Source organism: Mesorhizobium sp. M0815, assembly GCF_040319995.1.
In the GTDB taxonomy this organism is placed as follows: domain Bacteria; phylum Pseudomonadota; class Alphaproteobacteria; order Rhizobiales; family Rhizobiaceae; genus Mesorhizobium.
This window is the reverse complement of sequence record NZ_JAMYOU010000002.1, coordinates 193,290-206,105: the sequence shown is the minus strand read 5'-3', so window position 1 is coordinate 206,105 and position 12,816 is coordinate 193,290. Positions and strand designations below refer to the sequence as shown.

12 protein-coding genes are annotated in these 12,816 nt (G+C 63.3%); 10 read left to right on the top strand and 2 right to left on the bottom strand.

Annotated features, from left to right (window positions below):
* The first annotated feature begins 48 nt into the window (after positions 1-48).
* The 7 genes from NKI01_RS03655 (at position 49) to lepB (ending at position 6,903) form a co-directional block, all read left to right on the top strand.
* Positions 49-444, top strand: coding sequence for an AGROH133_08824 family phage infection protein (locus NKI01_RS03655; protein WP_352961893.1), 396 nt, complete (start codon positions 49-51; stop codon positions 442-444).
* A gap of 246 nt (positions 445-690) precedes the next feature.
* Positions 691-1,251 carry a F0F1 ATP synthase subunit delta gene (locus NKI01_RS03650; protein ID WP_023719707.1) on the top strand — a complete coding sequence of 187 codons (561 nt, stop codon included), beginning with the start codon at positions 691-693 and terminating at the stop codon, positions 1,249-1,251.
* Positions 1,251-2,780, top strand: coding sequence for a F0F1 ATP synthase subunit alpha (gene atpA, locus NKI01_RS03645; protein ID WP_023719706.1), 1,530 nt, complete (start codon positions 1,251-1,253; stop codon positions 2,778-2,780). Before NKI01_RS03650 ends, atpA begins: the two co-directional genes overlap by 1 nt.
* Before the next feature lie 28 nt (positions 2,781-2,808).
* Complete coding sequence (locus NKI01_RS03640) at positions 2,809-3,693, top strand: F0F1 ATP synthase subunit gamma (RefSeq protein WP_023719705.1); 885 nt, start codon at positions 2,809-2,811, stop codon at positions 3,691-3,693.
* Between the two features lie 67 nt (positions 3,694-3,760).
* A complete protein-coding gene (atpD, locus tag NKI01_RS03635) occupies positions 3,761-5,326 on the top strand; it encodes a F0F1 ATP synthase subunit beta (protein WP_352494126.1) in 1,566 nt (521 codons plus the stop codon).
* A gap of 102 nt (positions 5,327-5,428) precedes the next feature.
* Positions 5,429-5,836 carry a F0F1 ATP synthase subunit epsilon gene (locus NKI01_RS03630; RefSeq protein WP_352856411.1) on the top strand — a complete coding sequence of 136 codons (408 nt, stop codon included), beginning with the start codon at positions 5,429-5,431 and terminating at the stop codon, positions 5,834-5,836.
* A gap of 89 nt (positions 5,837-5,925) precedes the next feature.
* Positions 5,926-6,903, top strand: coding sequence for a signal peptidase I (gene lepB / locus NKI01_RS03625; RefSeq protein WP_502896876.1), 978 nt, complete (start codon positions 5,926-5,928; stop codon positions 6,901-6,903).
* A 1-nt stretch (position 6,904) separates the two neighbouring features.
* On the opposite strand, the gene uxuA is transcribed toward lepB, so the two are convergent.
* Together uxuA and NKI01_RS03615 are read right to left on the bottom strand one after the other, a co-directional pair.
* A complete protein-coding gene (gene uxuA / locus NKI01_RS03620) occupies positions 6,905-8,083 on the bottom strand; it encodes a mannonate dehydratase (protein ID WP_352494127.1) in 1,179 nt (392 codons plus the stop codon).
* Positions 8,080-9,582: a mannitol dehydrogenase family protein gene (locus NKI01_RS03615; protein WP_023719700.1), complete on the bottom strand. Its 1,503-nt coding sequence runs from the start codon at positions 9,580-9,582 to the stop codon at positions 8,080-8,082. The genes uxuA and NKI01_RS03615 overlap by 4 nt, the downstream gene beginning before the upstream one ends.
* Before the next feature lie 175 nt (positions 9,583-9,757).
* Here NKI01_RS03615 and uxaC point away from each other — a divergent pair, with 175 nt between their 5' ends.
* The 3 genes from uxaC to NKI01_RS03600 all read left to right on the top strand — a co-directional run bounded on the left by uxaC (position 9,758) and on the right by NKI01_RS03600 (position 12,813).
* Positions 9,758-11,167 carry a glucuronate isomerase gene (uxaC, locus tag NKI01_RS03610; RefSeq protein WP_352908548.1) on the top strand — a complete coding sequence of 470 codons (1,410 nt, stop codon included), beginning with the start codon at positions 9,758-9,760 and terminating at the stop codon, positions 11,165-11,167.
* Positions 11,168-11,204: 37 nt separating this feature from the next.
* A complete protein-coding gene (locus NKI01_RS03605) occupies positions 11,205-12,182 on the top strand; it encodes a TRAP transporter substrate-binding protein (protein WP_023719698.1) in 978 nt (325 codons plus the stop codon).
* Positions 12,183-12,285: 103 nt separating this feature from the next.
* Positions 12,286-12,813: a TRAP transporter small permease gene (locus NKI01_RS03600; protein ID WP_023719697.1), complete on the top strand. Its 528-nt coding sequence runs from the start codon at positions 12,286-12,288 to the stop codon at positions 12,811-12,813.
* Positions 12,814-12,816 lie beyond the last annotated feature (3 nt).

Sequence of the window (12,816 nt, the reverse complement as noted above, 5' to 3'; positions counted from 1 at the left end):
TCGCTAGAATGCCCGAAATTTTGAATATCCATTTACGAGGGGACAAGGATGGAATTTGCGTTTCCATGGCCGATGAGCCAGGGCGAGTGGCTGGCATGGTCGGGCGCGGTCGCGACTCTATTGCTCGGCCTGTTGCTATTCCTGGCTCCACAGCTGGCGTTCCGCATCCTGCGGCTGCAGGTCAGACCGGAGAAGGCAGCGGCGATCGCCGAGGGGCGCGGCCGGATGTCGGGCTTCTATCTCGGCGTCAGCCTGTGCTGCATCCTCTTGGCGCAGCCGCTGCTCTACATGGCGCTCGGCTTCTCCTGGCTATTCACCGCCTTCGGCCGGCTGCTGTCGATGATGTCGGACGGCGCCAATACGCCGTTCAACTGGGCATCCATCGTCGTCGAGCTGGTGCTGGCGGCGCTGCCGCTTGCGTTCGCCTTCGGCTTTTTGCCCTGAATCACAGAGCAATCCGGGGTTGGTTGCTGAACTCGGCGAGCGGATGCGACAATAGTGCCTGAAAACCATGCCGGACGACGCATTGCGGTCTGAAAATGCCTGTGCTAGACGGCAATCGACTTTCGATCGGGGATAGCGGAAGCCGCGCCTCCGTGCTTGGAAAAATGCAGTAAGGTCAAAGATTTAGCCAGAGTTTTTGCTCGCGCCAACAATCTGCGGCCTGTCAGACAAGAGAAAAGACGGTCCGTGGCCCAATCGTCATCGCCAATCTCAGGTGTCGCAGAACGCTATGCGGGTTCGCTGTTCGAACTCGCGCTGCAGGCCAATTCGGTGGCCAGCGTCGAGACCGACCTCAACAGTTTCGAAGCGATGCTCGAAGGCAGCGCTGACCTTTCGCGGCTGATCAGGAGCCCGGTTTTCTCCAGCGAAGATCAGGCCAAGGCGATCGCCGCGATCGCCGACAGAGCGGGGATCACGGGCCTCACTGGCAATTTCCTGCGCGTCGTTGCCCAGAACCGCCGGCTTTTCGCCGTGCCAGGAATGATCAAGGCGTTCCGCCAGATCGCCGCCGAACACCGCGGCGAGACCGCCGCCGAGGTCACCTCGGCGCATGCGCTGACGCCTGCCCAGGAAACCGAGCTGAAAGCGGCGCTGAAAAGCGTCGCCGGCAAGGATGTGGCGATCACCGTCACCGTCGATCCGTCGCTGCTCGGCGGGCTGGTGGTCAGGATCGGCTCGCGCCAGATCGATACGTCGCTCAAAACCAAACTCAATTCGCTCAAGCTTGCACTGAAAGAGGTCGGCTGATGGACATCCGCGCCGCGGAAATTTCCGCAATTCTGAAAGACCAGATCAAGAATTTCGGCAAGGAGGCCGAGGTCTCCGAAGTCGGCCAGGTGCTGTCCGTCGGTGACGGCATCGCCCGCGTCTATGGCCTCGACAATGTCCAGGCCGGCGAGATGGTCGAGTTCCCCGGCGGCATCCGCGGCATGGCGCTCAACCTCGAAGCCGACAATGTCGGCGTCGTTATCTTCGGCGCCGACCGTGACATCAAGGAAGGCGATACCGTCAAGCGCACCGGCGCCATCGTCGACGCGCCTGTCGGCATGGGCCTGCTCGGCCGCGTCGTCGATGCGCTCGGCAACCCGATCGACGGCAAGGGCCCGATCCAGGCCACCGAACGCAAGCGCGTCGACGTCAAGGCGCCCGGCATCATCCCGCGCAAATCGGTGAACGAGCCGATGTCGACCGGCCTCAAGGCCATCGACGCGCTAATCCCGGTCGGCCGCGGCCAGCGCGAGCTGGTCATCGGCGACCGCCAGACCGGCAAGACCGCGATCATCCTCGACACCATGCTCAACCAGAAATCGGTGCACGACAACGGCCCGGAGAAGGAAAAGCTGTACTGCGTCTATGTCGCCGTCGGCCAGAAGCGCTCGACCGTGGCGCAGTTCGTCAAGGTGCTGGAAGAGCGCGGCGCGCTCGACTATTCGATCATCATCGCTGCGACCGCGTCCGATCCGGCGCCGATGCAGTTCCTGGCGCCGTTCACCGCCTGCACCATGGGCGAATATTTCCGCGACAACGGCATGCACGCGCTGATCAGCTATGACGATCTGTCGAAGCAGGCCGTCGCCTATCGCCAGATGTCGCTGCTGCTGCGCCGTCCTCCGGGCCGCGAGGCCTATCCGGGCGACGTTTTCTACCTGCACTCGCGCCTGCTCGAGCGCGCCGCCAAGCTCAACGACGACAATGGCGGCGGGTCGCTGACGGCGCTGCCGATCATCGAGACGCAGGCCAACGACGTGTCGGCCTATATCCCGACCAACGTCATCTCGATCACCGACGGCCAGATCTTCCTGGAAACCAATCTGTTCTTCCAGGGCGTCCGTCCTGCGGTCAATGTCGGTCTGTCGGTGTCGCGCGTCGGCTCTTCGGCGCAGATCAAGGCGATGAAGCAGGTTGCCGGGTCGATCAAGGGCGAGCTCGCGCAGTACCGCGAAATGGCTGCTTTCGCGCAGTTCGGCTCCGATCTCGACGCCGCCACGCAGCGCCTGCTCAATCGCGGCTCGCGCCTGACCGAGCTTTTGAAGCAGCCGCAATTCTCGCCGCTCAAGGTCGAGGAGCAGGTCGCGGTGATCTTCGCCGGCGTCAACGGCTATCTCGACAAGCTGGCGATCAACCAGGTCGGCAAGTTCGAGCAGGGGCTGTTGTCGCACATGCGCTCGGCCGGCAAGGACGTGCTCGACGGCATCCGCAAGGAGAAGGCGCTGTCCGACGATCTGCGCGCCAGGCTGAAGGCAGAGATCGACGCCTTCGCCAAGACCTTTGCTTGAGTGGGCCGGACGGGATCAGGTTTGAAGCATGCCTTCGTTAAAAGACCTTCGTAACCGTATCGCCTCGGTCAAGGCGACGCAGAAGATCACCAAGGCGATGCAGATGGTCGCCGCGGCGAAGCTGCGCCGCGCGCAGGAAGCGGCTGAAGCGGCGCGTCCCTATTCGGAGCGCATGGGCGCGGTGCTGGCCAACATCACCCAGGCGATCGGCGGCGGCGGCGATGCCCCGGCGCTGATGACCGGCACCGGCAAGGACGACGTGCATCTGCTTGTCGTCTGCACGGCCGAACGCGGCCTGTGCGGTGGCTTCAATTCGCAGATCGCCCGCTTTGCCCGTGACCACATCCGCAAGCTTCTGGCCGACGGCAAGCAGGTCAAGATCATCTGCGTCGGCAAGAAGGGGTTCGACATATTGCGCCGCGACTACGGGGCGCTGATCATCGAGCGTGTCGATCTGCGCGAGGTCAAGACGCTGGGCTTCGTCAATGCCGATGCCATCGCCAAGAAGGTGATCCACCTGTTCAACGAAGGCGGCTTCGACATCTGCACGCTGTTCTATTCGCAGTTCAAGTCGGTGATCAGCCAGATCCCGACAGCGCAGCAAATTATCCCGGCGGGCGTGGTTTCGGATGCTGCTGAAGCGAAGGATGGTGGCAGCGCTGTCTACGAATACGAGCCGGAGCCGGGCGAAATCCTCTCCGATCTCATCCCGCGCAACATCTCCGTGCAGGTCTTCCGCGCGCTGCTCGAGAATGCGGCCGGCGAGATGGGCGCCAAGATGAGCGCCATGGACAATGCGACGCGCAATGCCGGCGACATGATCAACAAATTGTCGATCACCTACAACCGCCAGCGGCAGGCGCAGATCACCAAGGAATTGATCGAAATCATTTCGGGCGCCGAGGCGCTCTAGGCACGCTCCCAAGGAGGTCATCGACCTCAAGCGTGTGAGAAACAAAGAGACGAAAAGGGTAAAGACGATGGCGAAAGCAGCGACCCCGAAGACGGCAGCCCCTAAGGCCGCGGCACCAGCAAAGGCTCCGGCGGCAGCAAAGGCCGCTCCGGCCAAGAAGGCGGCAGCAACCAAGGCCGCCGCCGTGAATACGCCGGCCGCTACCATCAAGAAAACCGGCTTGGCGGGCAAGGTTCGCCAGGTCATCGGCGCTGTTGTCGACGTGCAGTTCGGCGAACATCTGCCGGCGATCCTGAACGCGATTGAGACGATCAATGTCGGCAATCGCCTGGTGCTCGAAGTGGCCCAGCATCTCGGCGAAAACACCGTACGCTGCATCGCCATGGACTCCACCGAAGGTCTGGTTCGCGGCCAGGACGTCTATGACACCGGCGCGCCGATCACCGTGCCGGTCGGCCCTGGCATGCTCGGTCGCATCATCAACGTCATCGGCGAGCCGGTCGACGAGGCAGGCCCGGTCGACGGCATCGAGATGCGCTCGATCCACCAGCCGGCGCCGACCTATGTCGAGCAGTCGACGGAAGCGCAGATCCTGGTCACCGGCATCAAGGTGCTCGACCTGCTGGCCCCCTATGCCCGCGGCGGCAAGATCGGCCTGTTCGGCGGCGCCGGCGTCGGCAAGACGGTGCTGATCCAGGAACTGATCAACAACGTCGCCAAGGCGCATGGCGGCTTCTCGGTGTTCGCCGGCGTCGGCGAGCGCACCCGCGAAGGCAACGACCTCTATCACGAGTTCATCGAGTCCGGCGTCAACAAGAAGGGCGGCGGCGAAGGCTCCAAGGCCGCGCTCGTCTATGGCCAGATGAACGAGCCGCCGGGCGCGCGCGCGCGCGTAGGCCTGACCGGCCTGACGGTTGCCGAATACTTCCGCGACCAGGGCCAGGACGTGCTGTTCTTCGTCGACAACATCTTCCGCTTCACGCAGGCGGGCTCGGAAGTGTCGGCGCTGCTCGGCCGCATTCCTTCGGCCGTGGGCTACCAGCCGACGCTGGCCACCGACATGGGCGCGCTGCAGGAGCGTATCACCACGACGACCAAGGGTTCGATCACCTCGGTGCAGGCGATCTATGTGCCGGCCGACGATTTGACCGACCCGGCACCGGCGACTTCATTCGCCCACCTCGACGCGACGACCGTGCTCAACCGCGCGATTTCGGAAAAGGGCATCTATCCGGCGGTCGATCCGCTCGATTCGACTTCGCGCATGCTCGACCCGATGGTTGTCGGCGAGGAGCACTACCAGGTCGCGCGCCAGGTGCAGTCGATCCTTCAGCGTTACAAGTCGCTGCAGGACATCATCGCCATCCTGGGCATGGACGAGCTGTCGGAAGAGGACAAGCAGACGGTTGCCCGCGCCCGCAAGATCGAGCGCTTCCTGTCGCAGCCCTTCTTCGTCGCCGAAGTGTTCACCGGCGCGCCGGGCAAGTTGGTCGACCTCGCCGACACCATCAAGGGCTTCAAGGGCCTTTGCAACGGCGATTACGACCACCTGCCGGAGGCCGCCTTCTACATGGTCGGCGGCATCGAGGAAGCGGTCGAGAAGGCACAGCGCCTGGCGGCTGAAGCGGCGTAAGCCAAAGCGAATAGCGAATAGGGAGTAGCGAATAGGGGTCTATGAGCCGGACGAGTTTCTTCACTACTCGCTACTCACTATTCCCTATTCGCTAAATTGATCATGCCTGAAGCTTTCAAGTTCGAACTGGTCTCGCCGGAGCGCCTCTTGGTTTCCGAGCAGGTCGAATCCGTCGTCATCCCAGGCGCCGAGGGCGAAATGACCGTGATGGCGCATCACGCACCGGTCATGACCACGATCAAGCCGGGCGTCGTCACGTTGAAGACCGCTTCCGGCAAGGAAGAACGCTACGTGGTGTTCGGCGGCTTTGCCGACATCGTTCCGGCCGGCTGCACGCTGCTGGCGGAATCGGCTGTGGCCGTCGGCGACATCGACCGCGCCGAGCTTGCCCGCCGCATCCAGGAGGCGAGGGAAGACGCCGCCGACGCCAAGGACGACCAGGCCCGCAGCAAGGCCGAGCAGTTCCTTAACCAGCTCACCACGCTTGAAGGCGCCATCCTGCCGGCTTAACGCGAAGGATCAGTTCGGCGTCGAGAAAGCGAGGCTTGCCTCGCTTTTTTATTTGGTGAACAGTCAGGCTGCCTTGGCGTGGGGGGCCGATGATAGAACAAACAGTGCAACAAGAAACAGTCTCGCGATCCAGATGGTCGACGGCCCTGGTGTCGGCCCTTGGCGGCCCGTTTGGCGGATTTCTATGGATTGGCGCTGGCAAACTGGCTGTCATAAGCCTGTTTGTGATCAGTGCTGTCAGCATCGCGCTTTGCTACATCGGAATTCCGGTGGTGCCGGGCATGGATCTTGCGGCGGCGGGCAACTTTTCAGGTATCGGCTTGATGATCCTGTGGGCGACGCTCGTTGTTCCCTTTGCGCATCGGTTCAAGCCGGACAAATGGTATGCGCAAGGGGTGTCGGTGTTCGTGTTGGCGTTTTACGCCTCCATCGTGGCTGCGTTTGTAATCCGCTCGTTGGTGTTCCAATCGTTTTCGATCTCGTCTGGCAGCATGACGCCGACGTTGCGGGAGGGCGACTATCTCTTCGTGTCCAAATCCGCATACGGCTACAGTCGCTACAGCGTGCCCTTCAACGTGCTCTCATTTGACGGGCGCCTATTGGGCGCGGAACCCAAAAGGGGAGATGTGGTGGCATTCAAGTTCCCGCCCGATCCGAGCGTGAACTACATCCAGCGGATCGTCGGCTTTCCGGGCGAAAAGATCCAGATCATCGACGGGATGCTTTACATCAACGAGGTAGCGGTGGGGCTCGAGGATATCGGCTCTTTTTCGTCCGAAGAGTTCCCCGATCCAGTCAAACTTCAACGTGAAACTTTGCCAGAGGGCGTGTCCTACACCGTTCTCAACCTGACAGATTCATCCATCGGGGACAACACGAACTCGTGGATCGTGCCCGCAGGCCACTATTTTGCACTTGGCGACAATCGGGACAATTCCTCCGACAGCCGATTCAGCGTCGGGTTTATTCCCAGTGAAAATCTGGTCGGCAAGGCCGTGCGGCTGTTCTGGAATTCTAAAGGCCTCGACTATTCTTCCCGGCAAGTATTGGATCCGTCAGGCAAATAGCTCACACCGTCAGCGCTTCCACGGCGCGCATGACGCCGCGCAGTTCGGCGAGGCCCTTCAGGCGGCCGATGCAGGAATAGCCGGGGTTCACCTTCTTGCCGATGTCGTCGACAATGGCATGGCCATGGTCCGGACGCATCGGAATCTGCCAGTCCGCCCTGCCTGCCGCCTTGCGCCGCCGCTCCTCGCCAATCAGCGCCGACACGACCGCCACCATGTCGGTGTCGCCGTCGAGGTGCTCGGCTTCGTGGAAGGAGCCGTCGGGCTCCTTGGTGACATTGCGCAGATGGGCGAAATGGATGTTCTCGGCGAAAGCCTTCGCCATTGCCGGCAGATCGTTCTGCGCGCTCGCGCCGTAGGAGCCGGTACACAGTGTCAGTCCGTTAGCCGGCGAAGCGACGGCGTCGAGCAGCGCGCGGGCATCGGCTGCCTTGGAAACGATGCGCGGCAGGCCGAACAACGAAAAAGGCGGATCGTCGGGGTGGATCGCCATCCTGACGCCGGCCTCTTCGGCAACCGGCACGATCTCGCGCAGGAAGGCAAACAGGTTTTCGCGCAGTCCTTCGGTAGAGACGTCCTTGTAGAGGTCGAGGGCGCGGCGGAAGCTCGCTCGATCGAAGATGAATTCGCGCGCCGGCACCCAGCCGATCAGGTTGAGCTCCAGTCTCGCCTTGTCGCTTTCGCTCATGCCTTGCAGCCGCACACGCGCCGCCTCGACACGGGCCGGCGGGTGATCGGCCTCCGCCCGTTTTCGCTCGAGGATGAAGACGTCATAGGCGCAGAGCTCGACGACATCGAAGCGCAGCGCCGTGCCGCCATGCGGCATCGGATAGTCGAGGTCGGTGCGCGTCCAGTCGGTGATCGCCATGAAATTATAGCAGATGGTGTTGATGCCGGCGGCAGCGACGGCGCGGATCGAGGCCTTATAATTGTCGATCAGGGTGCGCCAGTCGCCACTGCGGGTCTTGATGTCCTCGTGGACGACGATGCTCTCGACCACGTCCCAGGTCAGGCCTGCTGCCTCGATCTCTGCCTTGCGCCTGGCGATCTCGTCCGCCGGCCAGGCGCGGCCGTCATTGAGGTGATGCAGCGCGCTGACGATGCCGACGGCGCCGGCCTGACGGACATGGGCAAGCGTCACCGGGTCGTCGGGCCCGAACCAGCGCCAAGTCTGTCTCATGGCTTCTCACTCCCTATGCCAAGCGCCGCCAAGGCAGCGGCAGGCCCGCCCCGCCGCAGGCGCTCGAGATGGGCTGTCGTCAGATCAATCAGTGTCATGCGCTGGGAATGGTCCCTGGCGAAGCCGGCGAGATCGAACATCGCTGTCACAGCTTCATCAGCCGGCCGGCTGCCGAGCGCCGTAAGCCGAGTGTCGATCGGGTCGGTGAAATGGGCTTCGGGCAAGGTCTTGCCGCGCGCCTCGCAAGCGGCGATCCAGGCGGCCACCACCAGCATCAGATGGGCTGGGGGATCACCGGCACTCAGCCGCTCGACGGCCGAGGCGACGATGCGCTGTGGCAGTTTCTGGCTGCCGTCATTGGCGATCTGCGCCGTGCGATGGGCCAGCGCCGTGTTCGAGTAACGTTCGGCGAGCTGGGCCGTGTAGCCGGCCGTATCGAGCCCGGCGTCCGGCGGCAGCGTCGGGATCGCCTCGGCCCACAAGCCGTCGACGAATTGCCGGATCGCCGGATCGGCAAAGGCGCGGTCGACCGTGTCGTAGCCGCTGAGCAGGCCGAGATAGGCGATTGCCGAATGCGAGCCGTTGAGCAGCCGCAGCTTCATGTCCTCGAACGGCCCGACGTCGCCGACCATGGTGACGCCGAACTTTTCCCAGGCCGGCCTGCCCGCCGGAAAGTCGTCCTCGACCACCCATTGGCAGAACGGCTCGGTCATCACCGGCCAGGCATCCTCGACGCCGAGCTCGACGGCGATACGCGCCCGGTCGGCATCGGTGGTCGCCGGCACGATGCGGTCGACCATGCTCGACGGAAAGGCGACGCCGTCGGCGATGTGTGCGGCGAGCCTGGCATCGCCTGAAGTGGCGAGCCTGGCATCGCGCAGTGCGGCGAATTCGACCAGCAGGCGGTGCAGCGTGGCGCCATTGGCCGGAAGGTTGTCGCAGCAGAGCACGGTGAAAGGCTGGATGCCGGTGGCACGGCGGCGCGACAGCGCCTCCGTCAGGAAACCATGCGCCGTTCGTGGCATTTGCGGGTTAGCCAGATCATGGACGATGTCGGGGTGGGTATTGTCCAGTCCGCCGCCGGCTGCCCTCAGATAGGCCTTTTCGGTGATCGTCAGCGTGACGATACGGGTGAGCGGATCGGTCAGAGCGGCGAGCACCGCAGCCGGATCTTCCGGCGCCACCAGCAGCGACAGGATCGAACCGACGACGCGCAGCTCTTCTTCGACGCTGCTCCTGATCGCCAGTGTGTAGAGGCCATCCTGCGGCGCCAGTGCGTCGCGCGTGTCTGGACTGCGCAAGGACACGCCGACAATGCCCCAGCCTGTCTCTCCAGCCGCCAGACAGTCGTCGACATAGGCCGCCTGGTGGGCGCGGTGGAACGCGCCGACGCCGAGATGGACGATGCCTGGCGCAATAGCGCCGCGGTCGTAGCGGGGAACCGCGACCGAAGCCGGCAGTGCCTTCAGCGTGCTGTTGGAAAGGCGTCTATTGGTCATTGCGCGGCGTGTCTGATCGAGGTTGCTGGGTCACTGTTGGCAGGCGGCGTAACACCCGTTGCCGTCACGCACAATGGGCAATGGCCGACGAAAAGTCATCATACAACAACCCATTTTTTGTATGTTGACATTATTTCTTTCCAACCCTACCGATGTCCGGATTGGGAGGATTTACGTGGCCGCATTGACGGATCCGGACTTGCTGTTTGCCGCCGAGGCGCGCCCGCGTTCGCTGGCCCGCGATCTCTACGCCGCGGTCAAGGACCTGCCGATCGTCAGCCCGCACGGCCACACCGATCCCCGCTGGTATGCGCTCAACGAGGCGTTTCCCGATCCGGCGCAGTTGCTGATCGTACCGGACCACTACATTTTCCGCATGCTGTTCAGCCAGGGCGTTCGGCTTGAGGAGCTTGGCGTGCCGACACTTGACGGTTCGCCGGTGGAAACCGACGGCAGAACGATCTGGCGGCGCTTCGCCGAGCATTATTACCTGTTCCGCGGCACGCCGACCCGGCTGTGGTTCGACCATGTGCTTGCCCATCTGTTCGGCATCGACGAGCCGCTGAATGCCAAGACGGCCGACCGCCACTACGACACGATCGCGACGCTGCTGCAGTGGGAGAATTTTCGCCCGCGAGCGCTGTTCGAGCGCTTCAACATTGAGGTCATCGCGACGACCGAAGGCGCGCTCGACGATCTCAGATGGCACCAGATGATCCGCGACAGCGGCTGGGACGGCCGCGTCGTCACCGCCTATCGGCCGGATGCGATCGTCGATCCCGACTTCGAAGGCTTTTCGGCCAATCTCGACCGGCTTGGCGAGATCACCGGCTGCGACACCGGCAATTGGGCCGGCTATCTCGATGCGCATCGCCAGCGGCGCGCCTTCTTCAAGAGCTTTGGCGCGACTTCCTCCGATCACGGCCATCCGACGGCCGAAACCGCCAATCTCTCGGATGCCGCCGCCGAGGAGCTGTTCAACCGCATCCGCCGGGGCTCGAACGACGAGCGCGAGCGAAAGCTGTTTCGCGCCCAGATGCTGACCGAGATGGCCAAGATGAGCCGTGACGACGGGCTGGTCCTGCAAATCCATCCCGGCTCCTGGCGCAATCATTCGCCGGCTGTCTTTCAGAAGTTCGGCAGGGACAAAGGCTTCGATATCCCGACTCGAACCGATTATGTGACGGCGTTGAAGCCGCTGCTCGACTGTGTCGGGCTGGAGCGCGATCTCACCATCATCCTGTTCACCCTCGACGAGACCAGCTATGCGCGCGAGCTGGCGCCGCTCGCCGGTGTCTACCCGGCATTGAAGCTCGGGCCGGCCTGGTGGTTCCACGACAGCCCCGAAGGCATGCGCCGGTTCCGCGAGATGACCACCGAAACGGCCGGTTTCTACAACACCGTCGGTTTCAACGACGACACCCGCGCCTTTCCATCCATACCGGCCCGCCATGATGTGGCGCGCCGGGTCGATTGCGCATATCTGGCGCGTCTCGTCGCCGAGCATCGGCTCGGCGAGGACGAGGCGCACGAGCTGGCGCAGGAACTTGCCTATACGCTCGCGAAAAAGGCGTACCGGCTCTAACGGCGCTTGCCGCCATCGTTCAAACGGGAGGAAACCAATGCTGCATTTTTCAAGACGGGCGGGAGCTACGCTACTTGCCGCCGCACTGCTGGCCGGAACGGCAAGCGCCCAGACGGTCCTGCGCTCGTCTGACACACACCCGGACGGCTATCCGACGGTCGAGGCGGTCAAATATTTCGGCGAGCTCGTGAAAGAGCGCACGGCCGGCCGCTATGTGGTCGAACTCTATCCTTCCGCGCAACTCGGCGAGGAAAAGGACACGATCGAGCAGGTGCGCACCGGCGTGATCGATCTCAACCGCGTCTCGATGGCGCCGTTCAACGGGCTCATCCCGGAGACCACCGTACCCTCGCTGCCCTACATCTTCCGTTCGGAAGACCATATGCACAAGGTCATGGACGGGGCGATCGGCGACCAGATCGCGGCGGCGTTCGACCAGGTCGGGCTGGTGCTGCTCGCCTTTTACGATGGCGGCTCGCGCTCCTTCTACAATTCGAAGAAGCCGATCAACACTGTAGCCGACATGGCCGGCATGAAGTTCCGCGTCATCCAGTCCGACATCTTCGTCGATATGGTGGCGGCACTCGGCGCCAACGCGACGCCGATGCCGTATGGCGAGGTGTATTCGGCGATCGAGACCGGGGTGATCGACGGTGCGGAGAACAATTTTCCGAGCTACGACACCGCCAAGCACGCGGAAGTCGCCAAATACTATTCGCTCGACGAGCACACGATGGTGCCGGAAGCCTTCGTCATGGCGAAGTCGAGCTGGGACAAGCTGACGCCGGAAGACCAGGCGATCTTCAAAGCGGCCGCCAAGGAGAGCGTCGCCAAGCAGCGCGAGCTGTGGACCGCCAAGGTCAAGGAATCGCGCGCCAAGGTCGAGGCGGCCGGTTCGCAGATCACGACGCCGGATAAGCAGCCCTTCATCGACGCGATGGGCCCGGTCTACGAGAAGCACGTCAAGGACGACAAGCTGAAGGCCATGGTCGAAGCCATCAAGGCCGTGCAGTGATCAAGCGGCGGCGCGGACATCCCGCGCCGCCGTCCTCTTGCGGAGAAAACCGGTGACTTCCAGCCTAAAACCAAGACCGCTCCTGTCCGGCGTCGCGCAAGTGATGTCGCGCGTCAGCACGGCGGCGCTGTCGATCGCCGGCATCGGGCTGGTGCTGATGACCGCCTTCGTCGCCTGGCAAGTGTTCGGCCGCTATGTTCTGAATCGTTCGCCGAGCTGGACCGAGCCGGGCTCGGTGATGCTGATGAGCTGGTTCATTTTCCTCGGCGCTGCCGTCGGCGTGCGCGAGAACTATCATCTCGGCTTCGACGTCCTGCTCTACGTGCTGCCAAAAGGCGGCAAGCGCTGGCTGCGGATGATTTCGGACCTCGTCGCGCTCGCCTTCGGCATCGGCATGATCTGGTATGGCAGCCAGCTGGTCGCATTGACCTGGGGCTCTGTCTTGCCGTCACTCGGCATATCGGGGGGCTGGGACTATGTCCCGCTTGTCGCGGGAGGCGCGCTCATCGTGCTCTTCACGCTGGAGCGCATCGTGCTTCGCCTCTCCGGCGCGCCGATCGACGATGCCCTCGATGAATTGCCGCCGGCCGAAGTCGCAGCCGAACTCGACACCGCCAACGTGAAGGTCTGACGC

Coding starts and splice junctions, on each gene's coding strand:
- NKI01_RS03655 (WP_352961893.1), top strand. CDS start 49: ATGGAATTTGCGTTTCCATGGCCGATGAGCCAGGGCGAGTGGCTGGCA.
- atpA (WP_023719706.1), top strand. CDS start 1,251: ATGGACATCCGCGCCGCGGAAATTTCCGCAATTCTGAAAGACCAGATC.
- NKI01_RS03640 (WP_023719705.1), top strand. CDS start 2,809: ATGCCTTCGTTAAAAGACCTTCGTAACCGTATCGCCTCGGTCAAGGCG.
- atpD (WP_352494126.1), top strand. CDS start 3,761: ATGGCGAAAGCAGCGACCCCGAAGACGGCAGCCCCTAAGGCCGCGGCA.
- NKI01_RS03630 (WP_352856411.1), top strand. CDS start 5,429: ATGCCTGAAGCTTTCAAGTTCGAACTGGTCTCGCCGGAGCGCCTCTTG.
- lepB (WP_502896876.1), top strand. CDS start 5,926: ATGATAGAACAAACAGTGCAACAAGAAACAGTCTCGCGATCCAGATGG.
- uxuA (WP_352494127.1), bottom strand. CDS start 8,083: ATGAGACAGACTTGGCGCTGGTTCGGGCCCGACGACCCGGTGACGCTT.
- NKI01_RS03615 (WP_023719700.1), bottom strand. CDS start 9,582: ATGACCAATAGACGCCTTTCCAACAGCACGCTGAAGGCACTGCCGGCT.
- NKI01_RS03605 (WP_023719698.1), top strand. CDS start 11,205: ATGCTGCATTTTTCAAGACGGGCGGGAGCTACGCTACTTGCCGCCGCA.
- NKI01_RS03600 (WP_023719697.1), top strand. CDS start 12,286: ATGTCGCGCGTCAGCACGGCGGCGCTGTCGATCGCCGGCATCGGGCTG.